Annotated in this window: 14 protein-coding genes; 3 read left to right on the plus strand and 11 right to left on the minus strand. The window is 63.0% G+C overall.

The genetic code is table 11. From position 1 onward, the window contains the following. Positions 1 to 106: 106 nt before the first annotated feature. From B0E42_RS00965 to B0E42_RS00975, 3 genes are read right to left on the minus strand one after another with little or no spacing between them, the layout of a single operon-like run. The gene (locus B0E42_RS00965) at positions 107 to 3,154 is read right to left on the minus strand and encodes an efflux RND transporter permease subunit (protein ID WP_077505296.1); all 3,048 of its coding nucleotides are present in this window, start codon (positions 3,152 to 3,154) and stop codon (positions 107 to 109) included. Next, entirely contained in the window at positions 3,151 to 4,215 is a 1,065-nt protein-coding gene (locus B0E42_RS00970) for an efflux RND transporter periplasmic adaptor subunit (RefSeq protein ID WP_077505298.1), read from the minus strand. Before B0E42_RS00970 ends, B0E42_RS00965 begins: the two co-directional genes overlap by 4 nt. After that, complete coding sequence (locus B0E42_RS00975) at positions 4,212 to 5,315, minus strand: efflux RND transporter periplasmic adaptor subunit (RefSeq protein WP_077505300.1); 1,104 nt, start codon at positions 5,313 to 5,315, stop codon at positions 4,212 to 4,214. Before B0E42_RS00975 ends, B0E42_RS00970 begins: the two co-directional genes overlap by 4 nt. A 240-nt stretch (positions 5,316 to 5,555) precedes the next feature. Between B0E42_RS00975 and B0E42_RS00980 the strand changes: the two genes are divergently transcribed. Further along, positions 5,556 to 6,716: an AAA family ATPase gene (locus tag B0E42_RS00980; RefSeq protein ID WP_018608885.1), complete on the plus strand. Its 1,161-nt coding sequence runs from the start codon at positions 5,556 to 5,558 to the stop codon at positions 6,714 to 6,716. Between the two features lie 108 nt (positions 6,717 to 6,824). Here the strand turns inward: B0E42_RS00980 and B0E42_RS00985 are convergent, their stop codons facing one another. The 4 genes from B0E42_RS00985 to B0E42_RS01000 form a co-directional block, all read right to left on the minus strand. Further along, complete coding sequence (locus B0E42_RS00985) at positions 6,825 to 7,607, minus strand: MetQ/NlpA family ABC transporter substrate-binding protein (RefSeq protein ID WP_018608887.1); 783 nt, start codon at positions 7,605 to 7,607, stop codon at positions 6,825 to 6,827. A 353-nt stretch (positions 7,608 to 7,960) separates the two neighbouring features. Then, a complete protein-coding gene (locus B0E42_RS00990) occupies positions 7,961 to 8,896 on the minus strand; it encodes a sigma 54-interacting transcriptional regulator (protein WP_018608889.1) in 936 nt (311 codons plus the stop codon). A gap of 47 nt (positions 8,897 to 8,943) precedes the next feature. Next, complete coding sequence (locus tag B0E42_RS00995; protein ID WP_053185010.1) at positions 8,944 to 9,525, minus strand: alpha/beta hydrolase; 582 nt, start codon at positions 9,523 to 9,525, stop codon at positions 8,944 to 8,946. A gap of 127 nt (positions 9,526 to 9,652) precedes the next feature. Next, the gene (locus tag B0E42_RS01000) at positions 9,653 to 9,898 is read right to left on the minus strand and encodes a DUF2789 domain-containing protein (protein WP_018608893.1); all 246 of its coding nucleotides are present in this window, start codon (positions 9,896 to 9,898) and stop codon (positions 9,653 to 9,655) included. A gap of 147 nt (positions 9,899 to 10,045) precedes the next feature. Here B0E42_RS01000 and B0E42_RS01005 point away from each other — a divergent pair, with 147 nt between their 5' ends. Beyond that, a complete protein-coding gene (locus B0E42_RS01005) occupies positions 10,046 to 10,570 on the plus strand; it encodes an NfeD family protein (RefSeq protein WP_018608894.1) in 525 nt (174 codons plus the stop codon). A gap of 1 nt (position 10,571) precedes the next feature. After that, positions 10,572 to 11,333 (plus strand): slipin family protein, encoded by a 762-nt coding sequence (locus B0E42_RS01010; RefSeq protein ID WP_014335987.1) that lies wholly within the window; start codon positions 10,572 to 10,574, stop codon positions 11,331 to 11,333. A gap of 138 nt (positions 11,334 to 11,471) precedes the next feature. On the opposite strand, the gene B0E42_RS01020 is transcribed toward B0E42_RS01010, so the two are convergent. The 4 genes from B0E42_RS01020 to B0E42_RS01035 all read right to left on the minus strand — a co-directional run. Then, positions 11,472 to 12,425: a sulfotransferase family protein gene (locus B0E42_RS01020; RefSeq protein ID WP_077505304.1), complete on the minus strand. Its 954-nt coding sequence runs from the start codon at positions 12,423 to 12,425 to the stop codon at positions 11,472 to 11,474. Continuing rightward, positions 12,413 to 13,198, minus strand: coding sequence for an aspartyl/asparaginyl beta-hydroxylase domain-containing protein (locus tag B0E42_RS01025; protein WP_077505306.1), 786 nt, complete (start codon positions 13,196 to 13,198; stop codon positions 12,413 to 12,415). The genes B0E42_RS01020 and B0E42_RS01025 overlap by 13 nt, the downstream gene beginning before the upstream one ends. Positions 13,199 to 13,210: 12 nt before the next feature. After that, complete coding sequence (locus B0E42_RS01030) at positions 13,211 to 14,725, minus strand: TolC family protein (RefSeq protein WP_077505308.1); 1,515 nt, start codon at positions 14,723 to 14,725, stop codon at positions 13,211 to 13,213. A 40-nt stretch (positions 14,726 to 14,765) separates the two neighbouring features. Then, positions 14,766 to 20,407: S-layer family protein (locus tag B0E42_RS01035; RefSeq protein ID WP_077505310.1), on the minus strand; the 5,642-nt coding region annotated here is incomplete at its 5' end.

Below are 20,407 nucleotides of genomic sequence, written 5' to 3' on the forward strand. Positions count from 1 at the left end.
AGCACATCTACAGTGAGTTCAAAATTCTGAACTCGCAACGATCCACTGTGGGAGCAAAGCTTGCTCGCGATGGGCTGCACAGCAGCCCCCATGAGTTAACGCCAATTCAATCACGCTTCGGCTCGCGGATCTTGTACCAGGCCACATACAGCGCCGGCAGAAACAGCAGCGTCAGTAGCGTCGCGATGATGATCCCGCCGATCATCGCGTAGGCCATCGGCCCCCAGAACACTTCCCGGGCAATCGGGATCATCCCCAGGCTCGCCGCGGCCGCCGTGAGCAGGATCGGTCGGCGCCGGTGTTCGGTGGCTTCCACCACCGCATCCCAGGGCTCGTAGCCGTCACGTTCGTATTCATCGATCTGGGTCACCAGGATCACCGAGTTACGGATGATGATGCCAATCAACGCGAGGATCCCGAGGATCGCCACGAAGCCCATGGGCGTGCCCGTCGGCACCAGTGCCAGCACCACACCGATCAATCCTAGAGGCGCGACACTCGCCACCAGGAACAGTTTCTGCACGCTGTGCAGCTGGATCATCAGGAAGGTCGCCATCAAGAACAGCATCAGCGGCACGACACTGGCGATCGGCCCTTGGGCCTTGCTGCTCTCTTCCACCGTACCGCCCGTGGCGACCTTGTAGCCCACTGGCAAGCCGGCGGCGAACGTGTCGATGGCCGGTTGCAGTTGCTTGACCAGGTCGGTGGGTTGGATCTCGTCGCGCACCGCGGCCTTGATGGTGATGGTCGGCTTGCGGTCACGACGCCACACCAAGGGCTGTTCCAGTTCATAGCGCACCGTGGCGAACGCCAGCAACGGAATCGAGGTGCCGCCCGGGGTGACGATTTGCAGGTTCTGCAGGGTTTCCGGCGAACCACGCTCGGCATCTTCGGCACGGCCGACCACGTCGATCAGGTAAATATCGTCGTTGACCTGGGTCACGGGCGAGCCGCTGACAATGCTGTTCATCACCCTGGCCACATCATCGGAAGACAGGCCCAGCTGCCGCGCCTTGTCCTGGGCGATGTCGATGCGCAGCACCTTGCCCGGTTCGTTCCAGTCGTAAATGATTTCGCCAATGTGCGAGTTCTTGTCCAGCTCGGTGGCCAGTTCGATCGCATGTTTGCGCACCTGGTCGATGTCCTTGCCGCTGACCCGGTACTGGATCGGCCGGCCCACCGGCGGGCCCATTTCCAGGGCCTGCACGTAGCTGCCAATCCCGACGAAATCCTCACGCAGACGCTTTTGCAGACGCTCGGTGAGGGCCGTGCGCGACTCCAGGCCCTTGCTGACGATCACCAGTTGCGCGTAGTACGGGTTCTGCAGTTGCTGGTCCAGCGGCAGGTAAAAGCGAATCGCGCCTTCGCCGATGTAGCTGCTCCAGCGCTCGATGTCCGGGTCGCCCTTGAGGGTCGCTTCCAGGCGATCGACCGCCCGGCGGGTCTCGTCCATCGAGGCGTTTTGCGGCAGGTTGAGGTCCACCAGGATTTCCGGCCGGTCCGAGGACGGGAAGAACTGGTTTTGCACGAAACGCATGCAAAACACCGACAGCACGAACAGCAGCACGGTGATGCCAATGGCCCACCAGCGATTGCGCATCGCCCACAGCAGGCCGCCGTTGAATGCCCGGCCGATCCGCCCCGGCTCGGCGCTGTGGGGTTTCACGTTGGTGCTGAGGATGTGCACGCCAATCACCGGGGCAAACAACACCGCGACGATCCATGACACCAGCATCGCCACGGCGATGACCGCGAACAGGGTGAAGGTGTACTCACCGGCGGAACTGGCGTTCAGGCCGATGGGCACGAAACCCGCCACGGTCACCAGGGTCCCGGTGAGCATCGGGAACGCCGTCGAGGTGTAGGCGAACGTCGCGGCCTGATCCTTGGTGTCACCTTTTTCCAGGCGCGTGACCATCATTTCCACGGTGATCATCGCGTCGTCCACCAGCAGGCCGAGGGCGATGATCAACGCGCCAAGGGAAATCCGCTGCATGGTGATGCCGCTGTATTCCATGAACAGGAAGACCATCGCCAGCACCAGCGGAATCGAGCAGGCCACCACCAACCCGGCCCTGACGCCGAGGCTGACGAAGCTGACGAGCAGGACGATGATCACCGCCTCGAACAAGGCGCTGGTGAAGCCGCCGACCGCCTCCTCCACCACTTCGGCCTGGTCCGACACGGTATGCACGCCAACGCCCACCGGCAGGTCGGCGGTCAGCTCGCTCATGCGCGCATGCAACGCCTTGCCGAAGTCCTGGATGTTGCCGCCCTTCTTCATTGCGATGGCGAGGCCGATGGCTGGTGTACCGTTGAAACGGAACATCGGCGTGGCAGGGTCAACGTAACCGCGGCTGATATCGGCGATGTCGGCCAGTCGATAGAAGCGGTCGTTGAGCCGCAGGTTGACGTTGGCCAGGTCCTTTTCCGACTGGAACTGCCCGGACGTACGCACGGAAATCCGCTCCGGCCCGGCGTCGATCACCCCTGCCGGAGTCACGGCGTTCTGGGTCTGCAGGCTTTGCACGACCTCACGCTGATCGATCCCCAACGCGGCGAGCTTGCGCGTGGAGAAGTTCAGGTACAGCACTTCGTCCTGCTCGCCCACCATCTCGACCTTGCCCAGGCCCGGTACGCCACGGATCTCGGCGCGCACCTGTTCCACGTAGTCGCGCAACTGGCGCATCGACAGGCCATCGCCGGTGAAGGCGTACACCGAACCGTAGACATCGCCGAACTCGTCGTTGAAGCCTGGCCCTTGCAAGCCGTCAGGGAAATCGCCGCGAATGTCGTTGATCTTCTTGCGCACCTGGTACCAGATCTCGGGGATTTCCTTGGCCCCGGTGGTGTCGAGCAGGTACACGAACACCGTCGATTCTCCCGGTCGGGTGTAGCTTTTGACGTAGTCGAGGGAATCGAGCTCTTCGAGTTTTTTCTCGATGCGATCGGTGACCTGCCTGAGGGTTTCTTCCTGGGTCGCGCCAGGCCAACGGGTCTGGATGACCATGGTCTTGATGGTGAACGATGGGTCTTCTTCGCGCCCCAGGTTCATGTACGAAAACACGCCCATCAGCAGTGCCACGAACATCAGGTACCAGACGAACGACTGATGCCGCAGGGCCCATTCGGACAGGTTGAAAGGCCCTTTCATCGTGCTTCCTCGTCGAGTTTCACTTTCTGCCCCGGCTGGAGACTGTTCACCCCAGCGCTGACCACGCGATCGCCGGCCTTGATGCCGTTGGCCACCAGCACCGAGTTGGCCGAACGTTCGAGAATCCGTACGTCACGGGGCGAGACGGTCTGGGTTTGCGGGTCGACCAGCCAGATGCGCGCCTTGCCGTCGATCTCTTGCAGCGCGCTCAGTGGCAGCTCGATGCGTGGTTCGATGGTCGAGCTCAGGGTCACGCTGATGGCCGTGCCCAGGCGAAAACCTGGCGGTGTGTCGGTCAGTGTCAGGCGCGCGCGGCGAGTACGGGTGGCGCTCTGGGCCTGGGGCTCGATCTCGCGCACGGTGGCGGTGGTGTGGATGTTCGGGTCCAATTGCGCGGCAACCTCGAACACCACGTCCGTGGGCAGGCGCTCGACCAGCCCGGCTGGCAGGTCGATCACTGCTTCCTTGATGTCCGGGCGGGCCAGGGTCACCACTTGCTGGCCGGCGGTGACCACCTGCCCGGCTTCGGCATTCCAGGCCGTGACGACGGCGTCGTGGTCGGTGTGCAGCGCGCTGTAGTTGAGCTGGTCGCGGGACTGCTCCACCGAGGCCTTGGCCTGTTCGAGAGAGGCGCCAGTGGTTTTCAGGTCGGTCTGGGCGATGTCCAGTTGCGCCTGGGCGCCGACGCCACGGTCGAACAATTGCTGCTGGCGACGGGCATTGGCCTGGGCATTGATGTACTGCGCCTCGATCCGCGCCAGATCGCCCTGGGCGGCGCGCAACTGGTTTTGCTGGTCGGTAGGGTCGAGCGTGGCGAGCAGGTCGCCCTTCTTCACTTGCGCACCGACATCGACATTGCGGCTGGCGATCCGTCCAGGCACACGGAAACCCACGTTGCTCTCGTAGCGCGCCTGGATACTCCCGGCGAACCGCCCAAGCGCCTGCTGGTCGAGGGTCCGGACTTCAACGGACAACACCGGACGCACCGGTTCGGGCGGCGCTTCTTCCTTGGAGCAGGCAGCCAGCAAGAGGCCGGCCGAGACCATCCACAAACGCTTCATGGTTGGGCCCCCTGCGTGGTTTTTCCAGCGGTGTTTTCAGCGATCTCGACGCGTACGCCGGGGTGCAACAATTGCCCACCGGCGATAATGATTTTCTCACCACCCTTGAGCCCATCGCTGATGATGACCTTGCCGGTCAGGTAGCGGCCGACCGTCACCGTTTGCAACTGCGCCTTGCCCTCGCCGTCCACCAGCCAAACCGCCGGGTCACTGAGGTTCTTGGTCAGGGCCGACCAAGGCAGCTCGAAGGCGGTCTTGCCGGCGGACTTGGCCGTGGCACTGACCACCGAGCCCAGGCGCATGCCTTCGGGCAAATCATTGAGGGTGACCTTGACCTGCACGGTGCCGGTCTGGGCCGACACCGCCGGGGTGATTTCGCGCACCGTACCGGTGGTCTTGATCGCGGGGTTATCCAACAAACTGATGGTGATTGCAGGGTCCGAGGGCGGTTCGCTCAACAGCGATTCGTAGATATTGAACACGGCGTCGCGCTCGCCGTCCCGGGCCAGGCTGAAGATCGGCTCCGTGGCCTGCACCACCTGGCCGACTTCCGCCTGGCGCGCGGTGATGATGCCCGGGGCCTCGGCAATCAGTGCAGTGTAGCTCAGTTGTTCGCGGGCGTTGGCCAGTTGGGCCTGGGCGGCGCTCAATGCACTCTGGCTGCTGCGCAGTTGGGCCTGGGCCGCGTCGTATTCGCTCTGGCTGGTGTAGCCCTTGGGCAGGAGTTTCTGCTGGCGCACGAACGCCGCCGCACTCTGCTTGACTCGCGCCTGCTCGGCGGCCACCTGAGCCTCGGCGGAGTCGACGTTGGTCTGCAGGTCCCGGGGGTCGAGCCGGGCCAGCACTTGCCGGGCCGAGACCCGGGCGCCGACATCGACCTTGCGTTCGATGATCTTGCCGCCCACGCGAAACGACAAGTCAGCCTGCACCCGTGCCTGGACATCGCCAGTCAAGGTCACCGAAGCGGCGTATTCGCTGGGCACGGCTTGCTGCACGAAAACCCGCGGCAAGGCTTTTTCCACAGGCTTGTCATCACCGCATCCGGCCAGCAGCGCACAGAGGCCCAGGCCAACGACCAGTTTGATTCGGGGACCAGCCATGCAGACTCCTTTGCGCTGTACGGACGTACCAGTGACGATACGACTGTGAGCTTAGAACAGGGTTCCACGAATACAACGGGTGCAGCAAATCAGGCAAACTGATCGCCGCCTGTAGGAGCTGCCGAGCGAAGCGAGGCTGCGATCTTTTGATCTTTCACTTGAGAATCAATGGGGTTCGGAAAGATCGCAGCCTCGCTTCGCTCGACAGCTCCTACGAACCCATGCAGCAGGAGTCTGCCCATGCTCAAGACATTGGCGGTGGCCAACTATCGATCGATCAACAAACTGGTCATCCCCCTGGGCCGGCTGAACCTGATCACCGGTCCCAACGGCAGCGGCAAGTCCAATCTGTACCGCGCCCTGCGCCTGTTGGCCGAGACGGCCCAGGGCGGGGTGGTCAACGCCCTGGCCCGCGAAGGCGGACTGGACTCGACCTTCTGGGCCGGGCCGGAAGAAATCAGCCGGCGCATGCGTAACGGCGAGGTGCCGGTCCAGGCGATTGTGCGCCAGGGCACCAAGCGCCTGCGCCTGGGCTTCGCTGGGGAGGACTTCAGCTATTCGATCGCCCTGGGCTTGCCGGAACCCAGTCGTTCGGCGTTTTCACTGGACCCTGAAATCAAGCGCGAATGCCTCTGGGCAGGCCCGGTGTTTCGGCCAGCCAGCCTGCTGGTGGACCGCAACGGGCCGATGATCCGAGCCCGCGAAAGTCGTTCCTGGGATGTGCTGGCCCAGCACACGCCGACCTTCGACAGCCTGTTCGACCAGGTCGGCAGCCTGCGCACCTCGCCGGAGGTCCTGCAGATGCGCGAGTTCATTCGTCGCTGGCGCTTCTACGATCATTTTCGCAGCGACGCCGACGCCCCGGTGCGCCAACCGCAACTGGGCACTCGCACGCCGGTGCTGCACCACGACGGACGCGATCTGGCCGCCGCGTTGCAGACCATCCTTGAAATCGGTGACGTCGAGGCCTTGCATGCCGCCATCGGCGACGCGTTCCCCGGTGCCCATCTGCGCATTGAGAAACTGCAAGGCGGACGTTTCGCCATCGCGTTTCAACAGCACGGCCTGCTGCGGCCGCTGTCCGCCGCCGAACTGTCGGACGGGACCTTGCGCTATCTGTTGCTGGTGGCCGCCCTGCTCACACCACGACCACCCTCGCTGATGGTGCTCAACGAACCGGAAACCAGCCTGCACCCCGATCTGTTGCCAGCCTTGGCGCGCCTGATCATCCGTGCTTCAGTCAATTGCCAGGTCTGGGTGGTGTCCCACGCCACGCGCCTGATCGCCGCCCTGGAGCAGGATGAGCAGTGCAATTGCATCGTGCTGGAAAAGGAGCTTGGGCAGACCGGGATTGTCGGGCAGCGGGTGCTGGATGAACCGGCGTGGCATTGGCCGGACTAATCTGCGCCTGATCAACCGAATCGCGAGCAAGCTCGCTCCCACAATAAAAAACGCCGACGCTGTATCAGCCGTCGGCGTTTGAAACCGTGAAAGGATATAGCCCGCGAATCAGAACGCCGGCAGTACCGCGCCGCTGTATTTCTTCTCGATGAACGCCTTCACTTCAGGGCTGGTCAGGGCCTTGGCCAGTTTCTGGATGGCCGGGCTGTCCTTGTTGTCCGGACGGGCCACCAGGAAGTTGACGTAAGGCGAGTCCGCGCCTTCGATCACCAGTGCATCCTTGGCCGGGTTAAGACCCGCTTCCAGGGCATAGTTGGTGTTGATCAGGTCCAGGTCGACCTGGTCCAGCACGCGCGGCAGCATGGCCGATTCCAGTTCCTTGAACTTGAAGTTGTGCGGGTTCTTGGCGATATCTTTCGGGGTTGCCAACGCATTTTTCGGGTCTTTCAACTCGATCAGGCCAGCCTTCTGCAGCAGGAGCAGGGCACGCCCGCTGTTGCTGCCTTCGTTGGGCAGCGCGATGGTCGCGCCGTTTGGCAGATCAGCCAGCTTCTTGTACTTCTTCGAGTAGCCGCCGAACGGTTCGACGTGAACGCCGATCACGGTCACCAGATGAGTGCCTTTGCCTTCGTTGAAGTTCGTCAGGTACGGCAGGGTCTGGAAGTAGTTGGCGTCCAGGCGCTTCTGATCAACCTGTACGTTGGGTTGGACGTAGTCGGTGAAGACCTTGATTTCCAGGTCCACGCCTTCTTTGGCCAGGGCCGGCTTGATCAGCTCGAGGATTTCAGCGTGTGGCACCGGGGTGGCGGCCACGACCAGTTTCTCCGCGGCCTGGGCCAGGCCCGAGGCCAGGGCTGCCGCCAATGCGGTGAACAACAGAACCTTTTTCATGCAGTGTCCTTATCGAAAATCACGGTCGTCATGGACGACGGCCAAATGTGGAGTGCCAGTGAAGTGCTATCGCTGGCGTGATGCGGACAATACCGATATTTTTTATTCCTTAAAAATATCTTTTATTCAAGTTCATATTCATTTTACTCATATAGAAAAGCACCGCTTTTGTGGCGAGGGAGCTTGCTCTCGCTCTGTGTAGGAGCTGGCGAAGCCTGCGATCTTTTGATCTTGATCTTGATCTTGATCTTTCGCTTGCGACTCAATTGTCTGGGGAAGGATCGCAGCCTCGTTGCACTCGACAGCTCCTACACAGTTCCTACACAGCTCCTGCAGGCCCGGCGAGGTGTGCCCTATAGCGTTTGCTCCAGTCGATTCAGCAGCGCCTTGAGGGCTAGGCGCTCGGCGTCCGAACCCTGTGCAATGACCTGCGCCACCTGCTGATCAATCAGCTCCAAGGCTGAAGGCTGGGGCGGCAGATTCAAGTGCTCCGGCAAAATCTCATCCCCCGTGCTCACCAGCAACGCGAAGTGAATGACGTTTTCCAGCTCGCGGGTGTTGCCCGGCCAACTGTGCCGCTCGAGGGCGTACTGCGCCGCTTCACTGATCAGCGGCACGCTGAGGCCGAGTCGCTGGCTGTAGATGCCCAGGAAATATTCGGCCAGGGACAGGATATCGCCTACCCGCTCGCGCAGGGCCGGCAGTTCCAGTTGGCCTTCGCTCAAGTAGTGGTAGAGCCGTTCGTGGAATTTCCCGGCCGCCACCGCTTGTGCCAGGTCGATGCTGGTCGCTGCCACCAGGCGGACATCCACCGGGCTGGGCTGATGCGCACCCACGCGGGTGACTTCATGGTTTTCCAGAGCCGCCAGCAATTTGATCTGGATCGGCAGCGGCAAATCACCGATTTCATCCAAGTAGAGGGTGCCGCCATTGGCCGACCCAAACCAACCGGCCCGGCTACTGGCCGAACCGCTATAGCTACCGGCGGCATAGCCGAACAGTTCAGCGTCGGCGTAAGTCGGGCTGATCGCGCCGCAGTTGACCGAGACAAACAACCCGCCGCGATCACTTTCGCGGTGGATATGCCGGGCCAGCAATTCCTTGCCGCTACCGGTTTCGCCGCGTATCAGCACCGAGATCGCACGCGGCGCCAGTTGTTCCAATGCCTGGCGCAATTGCCGCGAACGGGGGTCGACGAACACCAGCGCCTTGGCGCGAATGCTCAGGGGGCTTTTTTCCGCATCGGGAAAGGTCAGCAAGGGCTGACCGAAGGTTTCATGCAAACTCATGGCAGGCTCCCGCCCCAGACCGCCGGGAGACGGGGGGCGCTAAAAATTCAGGCGCGACGCAGGGCGTGATGCTCCATGCGGTTTTGCAGACGATAGAGGTAAGCGAAACCCTGCTCCCAACGCTGATGACCGGACTTCACGTTGATATGCCCCGCCCCGGACAGGATCCCGGCCTCGGCGCCCCAGTTGCGCGCCAGCTCCAGGGCGCGCGGGGCGCTCACGGCGGCGTCGTTGTCGGAGCTGACCACTTGGCTTGGGAACGGCAACAGATCAGTGGGAATCGGCGCGAAGTTGCGCAGCGCCGGGGCGCAGGCCGGCCGTTCGACATCCGCCGGCGCCACCAGCAACGCCCCACGCACCTGCCGCAGGAACTGCACCGGCGCGGTGGCGGCCCAATGGGCCACCGTGATGCAACCCAGGCTATGGGCAATCAGGATCACTGGTGTGCTGTCGGCGGCCACGGCCTCGGCCAGCGCCGCCACCCAGTCTTCACGCCGAGGCGTGACCCAGTCGGCCTGCTCGACCCTGGCACTGTTGGGCAGGCTGTTCTGCCAGTGGGTTTGCCAATGATTTTCCGGCGATCCTTGCCAGCCCGGCACAATCAGGTAGCGAATCGATTCGTTGCGCATGGGTGCTCTCCTGCGTGTCTGTTCCCGGACGAGTATAAGGAGGAGAGCTATATTATTTAAGGAATAAGAAGATATTTGTTAATTCTTTAAAGGAATAACAAATCAACTCTGTGGTATTGCGTCGGTCTCACTCGCTACGCCCCTTGCGCAACAACACATCCAACTGATCTATCACTTCCGCCCAGTCCGCATCTTCGAGGATTTCGTCGCGCAGCATTTGCCGCTGGCCCTCGTTCCAGAAATACGCATCGGCCAAGTGAAGTTCAGGCTTGAGAGGGGAATGGGCCGCGATGAATTTGTCGATATCAACGGCGTCATCAGACAGGCCCAATTGTTTGAACAGCGCGGGCAGGCTGTGGATCGGGGATTCCATGCGAGGCTCCTGAGGATAAGACGGGTGATTGGGTTCTTTCCCGCAGTCTAGCCCTGAATGACCGCCATACTGATCAAAATTCAATCAACCCACGACTCGACTAGACTTTGAATAACGTCCCGACGAATACACGTTGCGGAGGGTCCTGTGAACATTCACTGGTTGACGGTTGCACTGCTGGCGATCAGCGGGCCTGCGTTCGGTGCCGAGGGTCTCGTGCCACTGGGCACCGATCCCCTGGGGTTCTGGCTGGTTGCCGTTGGCGTGGCCTTGCTGGTCTTCGAGGCAGCGCTGCCCAATTACGGCGTCGCGGGGCTGGGCGGCATGGTCCTGTGTGTGATTGGCGCGGTCATCCTGACCAACGCCGATGTCCCGGTTCCGCTGATGCTCGGCCTGGGCCTGATCAGTGCGCTGCTGCTGATCTTCCTGCTGGTCCGTGCGTTGAAAACCCGACCGCGCCAACCCGTCAGCGGCGATGCCGCGCTGTTGGGCAGCGTCACGATGGTGACCGCGTTGCAGGCCGGCAATCATCATCATGGCTGGGTCCAGTTGGAAGGCGAACGCTGGCAGGTGGCAAGTGCGACGCCGCTGCGGTCTGGGCAAGCGGTGCGGGTCATCGCACGCAAGGGGTTGCTGCTGGAAGTGGCCGCCGCTGACTCTGGAGGGGTATGAGATGGGCATGCAAATAGGTTTTGTAGTACTGTTGTTGCTGTTGATCGCACTGGCGGGTGCGACGTTCCGGATCCTGCGTGAATACGAACGAGCAGTGGTGTTCCAGCTCGGTCGGTTCTGGCAAGTCAAGGGGCCGGGGTTGATCCTGCTGATTCCGGTGGTGCAGCAGATGATCCGCGTCGACCTGCGCACCATTGTCCTCGACGTGCCGCCCCAGGACGTGATCACCCGCGACAACGTCTCGGTGAAGGTCAACGCGGTGCTGTATTTCCGCGTGCTCGATCCGCAGAAAGCCATTATCCAGGTCGAGAACTTCCTCATGGCCACCAGCCAACTGGCCCAGACCACCTTGCGCGCGGTCCTCGGCAAGCATGACCTGGACCAACTGCTGGCCGAACGCGAGCAATTGAACGGCGACATCCAGCAAGTACTCGACGCCCAGACCGATGCCTGGGGTATCAAGGTGGCAAATGTCGAGATCAAGCACGTGGACCTCAACGAATCAATGATCCGCGCCATCGCCCGCCAAGCCGAAGCCGAGCGCGAACGCCGGGCCAAGGTGATCCACGCCGAAGGCGAACTGCAAGCCTCGGAAAAACTCATGCAGGCCGCCGAAATGCTCGGCCGCCAGCCAGGCGCCATGCAACTTCGCTACATGCAGACACTGGGCTCGATTGCCGGGGATAAAAGCTCCACCATCGTCTTCCCCTTGCCGATTGAATTGCTCAAGGGGATGGCGGAGTTGTCGCCCAACAAGTCCTGATGCATTGCAGACAAGGCACGCACTGCCCACTGTGGGAGCAGGGCTTGCCCGCGATGGCGGCGATGCGGTCTTTCAGAAATCGAGGCGCCTGTTTCGCGAGCAAGCTTTGCTCCCACAGCGGGGCGGTGCAACATTTCGCTAGGTCCCCTCGCCACAGTGCAATGTTGCGAGTGCTTCATAAGGCCCCTGCGCCCAGCGCAGGATCCGCTCACGCAACAACGCCGAAGCCTCCAGGCGCTTGTCCTCGCTATCGCCAACAAACGTCTGCGCCGGTTGCTTGGCATGCTGCCCAACCGCGGCGAACACTTGCCTGCCTTGCCCCTCATCGAGCCGGAAAAACGCCGCCAGCCGGCCCGTCATCGCCTCGGGCAGTTCGGTGTAGTTGACCGCCATTCCAGCAAATGCCTGACAGTGTTCCAAACCCGTCGCCAACAACCGCCCCACCCGACGCGAGATGAAATCTTCCGGGCTGCTGAACGGTAATCCGTCGTCCAGGACACTTGTTCCGATCATCCCAGGCACCATGTGCATGCCAGGACGACGCAGATGGGAGACGGCGATTTCCAAGGGATCGCGGTACAGGAACAACCAAGGTGTGTCGGGAAAACACTCACGCAGCAGCGCCAGCTCACCGATGTTCCAGGCGTCGAGCTTGACCACCAGGCGTTGCTCCACGCCTCGGCGGCGCTGCCCATAGGCCGACATCAAGCCCTTGAGCGCCACGCACCGCTCGGCAGGCGGCAGATCACTGCGCAGCAACGTATCCAGGGGCGGTGGTTCCGAAATGACGATGTGATCGTCCAGTTGGGCAAGCATCTGGCTGATCAATGTCGAGCCACACCGGGACGCATGGAAAATGAACGCACTGGGCGCCAGGCCCGGGCTTTGTCGTTGCCACTGCCCGAGCACGTCCAAGGGTATCTGGCGGCGAAACGCCTGGTTGAAGGGCAAGCGCAGGGCGTCTTCCACGGCGTCGCCGAAGAATGGCTGCGACAGTCGCGCGTCGCCAAACCAGCACCAATCGACCCGCCACAGCCCGGCCTCTTGCCATACGCGGATCGGCAACCAGCCCTGCAGATTCAGGTCTTCCACTGGTTTCTCCACTGCTGGCGACCGGTGCGCATCGCAGCCCGCAACTCCTCCCGGGTGAAATGAAGCCCTTGTTCGGCCCCCAGCGCCAGGGCAGAGTCAATGAAAGCGTCCAGGTCAGGCAGGCTCTGCAAGGTTCGGGCGAGATGAGGATCCGTTTCCACGCGCTGCCGAAAACGGACAAAGTCGCTTGGTCCGACGCCCGGGGCGGGTGTGGTCGGCAGACCATCGGCAATCTGCTGGGCCAGCCACGGCCCGGGACGACAATCGAGTACCAGGTGAACCCGCGAATGAGCACTTCGATTCACAACCCGATGAGGTCGTGCCAAGTCGAGGAACCAGCACTCGCCCGCCGCCATCGCAATGATTTGCCCATCCAGGAAGAAGTCCACGCCAGGCGAACTGAGCAACGGCACGTGCAGGCGCAGGTCAGCGTCCGGCCCGCCCAGGTCATAGTCGCGATGTTCGTGGATGCACCCGCCGGGCCCGAGCCGCAGCAGCCGGGCCGAGACGATTTCCAGGGGCCAGTCGCGCAACGCTTCATGCCAGCGGCCGTCCGTTGACCAAGGCGCGCGATGCAGCGGCTGGCCGTACCCGGGCGACAGCTCAGTGACGGCATCGGCCGCCGAGATCAGCGCCACACCGCTCCAGTCGCCGCTGTAATAGGCACTGTTGAAATGCCCCTGCCAGCGCTCGTCTTCAATGGCCGCCAATGCCTGCAACAGCAACGGCAGGTTCACCGCCACCGGCAGCCGGGAAAACGCCGGACGCGTCATGCCAGCGCCCGGTTATTGAGTCACCGCGGCCGTCTTCGGCACGGTGATATCGCCCTGGGCCCAGGCCGCTTCGCGGTTAGCCAGCGCCGTGGCGATCGACTGGACTTCGGTCGATTGCACTTCGTTTGGCAGTGGGTCGAGGCCGGCGCTGGCGAAGATCTGCCCGTAGGCGTTGCGCATGTCGGCATAAGCCAGGTCCCGGCGCAGATCGGCCTGCAGGGTGTTCAGTTCACCCTGGATCAGGTCCAGCTCGCCAATGCCGGCAGCCTGGTGACGGCTGCGCAACTGACCGACAATCTGCCCGTCGATGTCCGCCAGTTGCTGGCTGGTCTTGAACTGGCGCAGCGCTTCGCGATAGTTGGCATTGGCCACGTACAACTGCGCCAGCACGGCAATCGACATCGCCTGGCGCCGCGCCGACGCCACTTCTTCACCGGCCTTGGCCACGTCGATGGCCGCCGGGGCGGAAATCACGTTGAACAGGTTCCAGGTGACTTTCACGCCATAGTCGGCCCAGCCCTGCTCCACCAGGAACGAGTTGCTGTCGTAATGCCCGCCGGCGGAGAACTCCAGCCCCGGCAGCAGGCGCAGCATGGCCTTGCGGGTTTCGGCGGCGGTGATGCGGGTCTGGTAATCCTGCTCGCGCAGTTCCGGACGGCTGGCCAGGGCTTCCTGTTCGAGACGGGCCAGGTCGACCTTGAGTTCCGGGATGGTGTATTCATCCTGAGTCGCCAGGGTCAGCTCGGTACCCAAGGGCAGGTTGATCAAGGTCGCCAGTTCGGTCTTGGCCAGGGACAGCGCTCGGCGCTGCTCTTCCAGCTGGCGGGTGGCCTGGATCAGCGAGCGCTGGTAACCCAAGGCCTGCACCGGGTCACCGATGCGCTGTTCGCTCATGCTCTGGCTGTTGTCACGCGCCGCCTCGACCCGAACCATCAGGCTGTCGATCTGCTTGAGCAGGCGCTCGGCGGCCATGGCGCGCCAGTAGGCCGAACGCACGTCCTGGACGATGGTGTTGATCACCTTGCGCCGGCGCTCCTGCACGATCAACCGCTGGTCCCCGGCCTGCTTGGCGCTGATGTAGCTCACGCCGAAATCGAGCACGTTCCAGACCATGGTCAGGTCCGCCACCTCGCGGTCGCGGTCCTGGGAGGTCGACGGCTCCAGGGACTGGGTACCGGTTTCCACGCTCTGGCTGCTGGAAGCACTGACGTTGTTACGGCCCACGTAGCCGGCGTCCAGGGCCATGCGCGGCAGCATGTCGAAACTGGCCAGGTCCAGCTGACGCTTGGCCAGGGCTTCCTCCATGATCTTCAAGCGGCCTTCGAGGTTGTACTTCACCGCCCGGGCCATGGCCTGGTGCAGGGTCAGTGGGCCGCTGAGCGGCTCCTGATCCTTGTACATGTTCTGCAGGTCAGTTCGAGCGCGCTGTTCGCTGACGCTACGCTCGATCGGATCGCTGGTGACCGCACATCCACTCACCACCAACGCCAGCAAACTCATACCGAATAACTTCTGACTTCTATTCATTCCCTGGATTGCCCCTGGCTGCCCCAATATTTTTTAGAATTCAGGCCTGCACTTGGCTGATGCCGACCTGTCGTAACGCGGTTGCCAGGCTATCGACCTGACGTTGTTCAGTGTCTTTGAGCTGTTGCAGCTGCTGACCCAGGGTGGGCGCCCCAAACATCCCGCGCAGCCCTTGGGACGCATCGCCGCCCTGCATCGACTGGTTACCGAAGGCCTCCATCGATTCGCCCTCGGAAGCGGAGTCCTGGCTGAACAGGCTCGAAATGGTGCTGCTGCCGAACACCCCGCCATCGCCCCCACCAAAGCCCAGGAACCCCTGGCCACTGCCATCGCCGGCAGCGTCACTGCTGAAAACCTGGGCGATATAGCTCGGCGCCAGTGCGCCTTGGTTGATGAAAATATCCCCAATCGGTCGCAGGCCCCCGCCCACGTCCCGTTGCTCGAACAACGGTGGGAAGCCCAGCGGCGAACCCAGGTTGCCGGTCGGCGGGGTAAAGACGATCGGTTGCAACGGCACCTCTGACGGCGGGATAACCGTGACCGGGTCGGACGTCAGGAACTCCGGTGGCGGCTTCACATCGTTGGGCACCACGGTGTCGATCGCATAGTTGTTGGACACCGCCACGCTGGCCCCGGCGTTGCCCGTCAGGTCGCTGATGTTGCTGGTGTCCAGGGCAATGAAGTTGCTCGGGTCGGTGAGATTCACCGTTGGTGTGAACGTCGCGGTCCAGGTCCTGCCGCCATCGCTGGTGGCCAGGTTGGTCAGTTCACCGTTGGTGACGCTGAGGTCCGACAGGTCAAAATCCGTCACCGCTTCGCTGAAGGTGAAGGTCACCTGGGTCGTCTCGCCCACCGTCAGGTTCGGGTCGGCGACCACGATGGTTGCCGTCGGCCGGGTGGCGTCGAGTGCGTAGTTGGCGGAAATCGCGATGCCCACGCCGGCGTTGCCGGCCAGGTCCTGCACATTGCTGGCGTCGAGCAGGATCAGGTTGGTGGCATCGTTGACGCCGGCAGTCGGCGTCAGGGTCGCGGTCCAGGTCAGGCCACCGTCACTGCTGGCAAGGTTGGACAACACGCCATTGGCGACACTCAGATCCGACAAGTCGAAACCGGACACCGCCTCGGTGAAGCTGATGGTCACGGTGGTGCTCTGGCCGATGCCCAGGGTGGTGTCGCCCACGGTGATGGTGGCGCCAGGGCGAACCGTGTCGATCGCGTAGTTGTTGGAGTCCACCACGCCGACACCGCTGTTGCCCGAGGCGTTGACCACACCGCTGGTGTCCAGGCTGATCAGGTTGCTGGTGTCGGTGATGCTGGCGCTCGGCGTGAACGTGGCCGTCCAGGTGACGCCGCCGTCGGTGGACGACACATTGCTGAGCGTGCCGTTGCTGATGGTCAAGTCGCTGTTGTCGAAACCACTCACCGCTTCCGAGAACGTAATAGTGACCTGCGAGGTTTCCCCTATCTGCAGCGCACTGTCGGCCACCACAATCGTGGCCGTCGGTACCTGCGTCTCGACCACATAATTGGCCGAATCGGTGGTGCCTGTCCCGGTATTGCCGGCCGCATCGCTCACGCCGGTATTGTCCAGGATGATCAGGTTGCTGGCGTCGGTCACGCCCAGGGTCGGCGTGAAGGTCGCGGTCCAGGTCAGGCCGCCATCGCTGCTGCTGACGGCGCTCAGGGTGCCGTTGGCAACGCTCAGGTCCGCGTTGCTGAAACCGGTCACTGCCTCGCTGAAGGTGATGGTCACCTGCGCGGTTTCACCCGGTTTCAACACCGAATCGCTCAGCACGATGGTGGCGGTCGGACGCTGGCTGTCGACGCTGTAGTTGTTCGAGTCGGTGGTGCCGCTGCCGGTGTTGCCCGCCAGGTCGGCGACGCCACTGTTGGCGAGGGTGATGAGATTGCTGGTGTCGGTGATGCCAGCGGCAGGCGTGAAGGTCGCGGTCCAGGTGATGCCGCCGTCGCTGCTGCTCAGCCCGCTGAGGGTACCGTTGGCGACGCTCAGGTCGGCGTCGGTGAAGCCGGTCACGGCCTCGTTGAAGGTGATGGTCACCAGCGAAGTTTCACCTGCGGCAATGGCGGTGTCGGCGACGACGATGGTCGCGGTTGGGCGCACGGTGTCGATGGCATAGTTGTTCGAATCGGTGGTGCCGACGCCGGCGTTGCCTGAGACGTTGATGACACCAGTATTGTCCAGGGTAATCAGGTTGCTGGTATCGGCAATGCTCGCGCTCGGCGTGAACGTGGCCGTCCAGGTGACGCCGCCGTCGGAGGACGACACATTGCTCAGGGTGCCGTTGCTGATGGTCAGGTCGCTGTTGTCGAAACCGCTGACCGCCTCGTTGAAGGTGATGGTCACCACGGAGGTTTCACCGATGCTCAGGGACGTATCGGCCACCACGATGGTCGCCGTCGGCACCTGCGTATCGATGGCGTAGTTGGCGGAATTGCTGGTACCGGTTCCGGTATTGCCCGCCGCGTCATTCACGCCGGTGTTGTTCAGGGTGATCAGGTTGGTCGCGTCCCGCACGCCGAGGGTCGGGGTAAACACCGCGGTCCAGGTCAGGCCGCCATCGCTGCTGCTGACGGCGCTGAGTGTGCCGTTGGCAACGCTCAGGTCCGAATTGTCAAAACCGCTGACCGCCTCGGAGAAGGTAATGGTCACCAACGACGTTTCGCCAACACTGAGGCTGGAATCGGCCAGCACGATCGTTGCGGTGGGGCGTTCAGTGTCCAGCGCGTAGTTGTTCGAATCGGTGGTGCCGACATTGGCGTTGCCGGCCACGTCAACGATGCCACCGCTGTTGAGCGAGATGACGTTGCTGGTGTCCGTGACGCCAGCGGTCGGCGTGAGGGTCGCGGTCCAGGTGATGCCGCCGTCGCTGCTGCTCAGCCCGGAGATCACGCCGTTGGCGACCGTCAAGTCAGCACTGGTGAACGCCGTCACCGCCTCGCTGAAGGTGATGGTCACCAGCGAGGTCTCGCCAGCGGCAATGGCCGTGTCGGCCACGACGATGGTCGCGGTTGGGCGCACCGTATCGACGGCGTAGTTGTTGGAGTCGGTAGTGCCCACACCCGCGTTGCCCGCACCGTTGATCAGGCCGGTGTTGTCCAGGGTGATCACGTTGCTGGTATCGGAAATGCTCGCGCTCGGCGTGAACGTGGCCGTCCAGGTGACGCCGCCGTCGGTGCTGCTCATGGTGCTCAGGGTGCCGTTGCTGATGGTCAGGTCGCTGTTGTCGAAACCACTCACCGCTTCGTTGAAGGTGATGGTCACTACGGTGGTTTCACCGATGCTCAGGGACGTATCGGCCACCACGATGGTCGCCGTCGGCACGTTGGTGTCGATGGCATAGTTGTTGGAACTGGTGGTGCCGGTGCCGGTGTTGCCCGCCCCATCGTTGACCCCGGTGTTGTTCAGGACAATAAGGTTGGACGTGTCGCTGACCCCGAGGGCCGGGGTGAAGGTGGCGGTCCAGGTGATGCCGCCATCACTGCTGCTGACCGCACTCAGCGTGCCGTTGGCGATGCTCAGGTCCGAATTGTCGAAGCCGCTGACCGCCTCGGAGAAGGTAATGGTCACCAGCGAGGTTTCGCCGACGCTCAGCGCCGTGTCGGCGACCACGATGGTGGCGGTCGGACGCTGGGTGTCGACGGCGTAGTTGTTGGAGTCGGTGGTGCCGCTGCCGGTATTGCCCGCGCCGTCCACTACGCCGGTGTTATTGAGCGTGACCAGGTTGGTGGCATCACTGACGCCCGCGCTCGGTGTGAAGGTCGCGGTGTAGGTGATGTTGTCGCTGGTGCTCAGGCCGCTCAGGCTACCGTTGGTGACGCTCAGGTCGGCCAGGGTGAAACCAGTCACCGCCTCGCTGAAGGTGATCGTCACCACCGATGTTTCGCCAGCGGCGATGGCCGTGTCGGCGACCACAATGGTGGCGGTCGGACGCGCGGTGTCGATGGCGTAGTTGTTGGAGTCGGTGGTGCCACTGCCGGCGTTGCCCGCCGCGTCAGTCAAGCCGGTGTTATCCAGGGTGATGAGGTTGCTGGTGTCGCTGGTGCTGGCGCTTGGCGTGAGCGTCCCGGTCCAGGTGATGCCGCCGTCGCCGCTGCTCAGGCCGGTGACCGTGCCGTTGGCGACCGTCAGGTCGGCGGTGGTAAAGCCTGTCACCGCCTCGTTGAAGGTGATGGTCACCAGGGAGGTTTCGCCAACGCTCAGGGAGGTGTCGGCTACAACGATGCTAGCGGTTGGCCGCTGCGTGTCGACCGCGTAGTTGTTGGAACTGGTGGTGCCGCTGCCGGTGTTGCCCGCCGCGTCCGCCACACCGGTATTGGCCAGGATGATCAGGTTGGTGGCATCGCTGATGCTGGCGCTCGGGGTGAGCGTCGCGGTCCAGGTGATGCCGCCGTCGCTGCTGCTCAGCCCGCTCAAGGAGCCGTTGGCAACGGTCATGTCCGCCAGGGTGAAGCCCGTGACGGCCTCGCTGAAGGTGATCGTGACCAGGGACGTTTCACCGATGTTCAGCGCGGTATCGGCCACCACGATGGTGGCGGTCGGACGCAACGTGTCGACGGCGTAATTGTTGGAGTCGGTGGTCCCGCTGCCGGCGTTCCCGGACAGGTCGGCAATGCCGCTGTTGGTCAAGGTGACCAGGTTGCTGGTGTCATCGATGCTGGCGCTCGGGGTGAGCGTCCCGGTCCAGGTGATACCACCGTCGCTGCTGCTCAGGCCGGTGACCGTGCCATTGGCGACCGTCAGGTCGGCGGTGGTGAAACCACTCACGGCCTCGGTGAAGGTGATGGTCACCACGGAGGTTTCACCGATGCGCAGCGCGGTGTCAGACACCACGATGGTGGCGGTCGGGCGTTGCGTGTCGATGGCGTAGTTGTTGGAGTTGGTCGTCCCCACGCCAGCGTTGCCATTGAGGTCCGCCACGCCCGTATTGTTCAGGACAATGAGATTGGAGGTATCGGTGATCGCCGCATCCGGCGTCAGCGTGGCCGTCCAGGTGATGCCACCGTCGCTGGTGCTCAGGCCGCTGAGCGTACCGTTGGCCACCGTCATGTCGGCCGTGGTAAAGCCGGAAACGGCCTCGGAGAAGGTGATGGTGACCGTCGAGGTCTCGCCAATCCTGAGGGCCGTGTCGCTCACCACGATGGACGCCGTGGGCGCCACCGTGTCATTGACGATGTAATTGTTCGAGTCGGTGGTGCCCACGCCGGCATTGCCGGCCAGGTCGGCAACGCCGGTATTGTTCAGGGTGATGATGTTGGTGGTGTCGGCGATGTTGCTGGCCGCGGTCAACGTCCCGGTCCAGGTGATGCCGCCGTCACCAGTGGTCAAAGTGCCGACGGTGCCGTTCTGCACCGTCAGGTCCGCCGCGGTAAGGCCGGTCACGGCTTCGGAGAAGGTGATGGTGACCGTCGATGTGCCACCGGAGTTCAGGTTGGTATTGGCCACCACGACGGTCGCGGTGGGCGGCGTCTCGTCCGGCACATAGTTGGTGTTGATGGTGCCGCCATCGCCGTAGACGTTGGCCACCGACGCCGGCGAAACACCCGCGGTGCCCGCACTCGTCCCACCCACGCCGCTGCCGCCGACGTTACCGGCCAGGGCGGCGAAGTTGGCAGCGGTGATCAGGATCGAACCTTTGTTCCAGATGGCGCCGACACCTACGC

It is taken from the genome of Pseudomonas sp. A25(2017) (genome assembly GCF_002001065.1).
In the GTDB taxonomy this organism is placed as follows: Bacteria; Pseudomonadota; Gammaproteobacteria; order Pseudomonadales; family Pseudomonadaceae; genus Aquipseudomonas; species Aquipseudomonas kilonensis.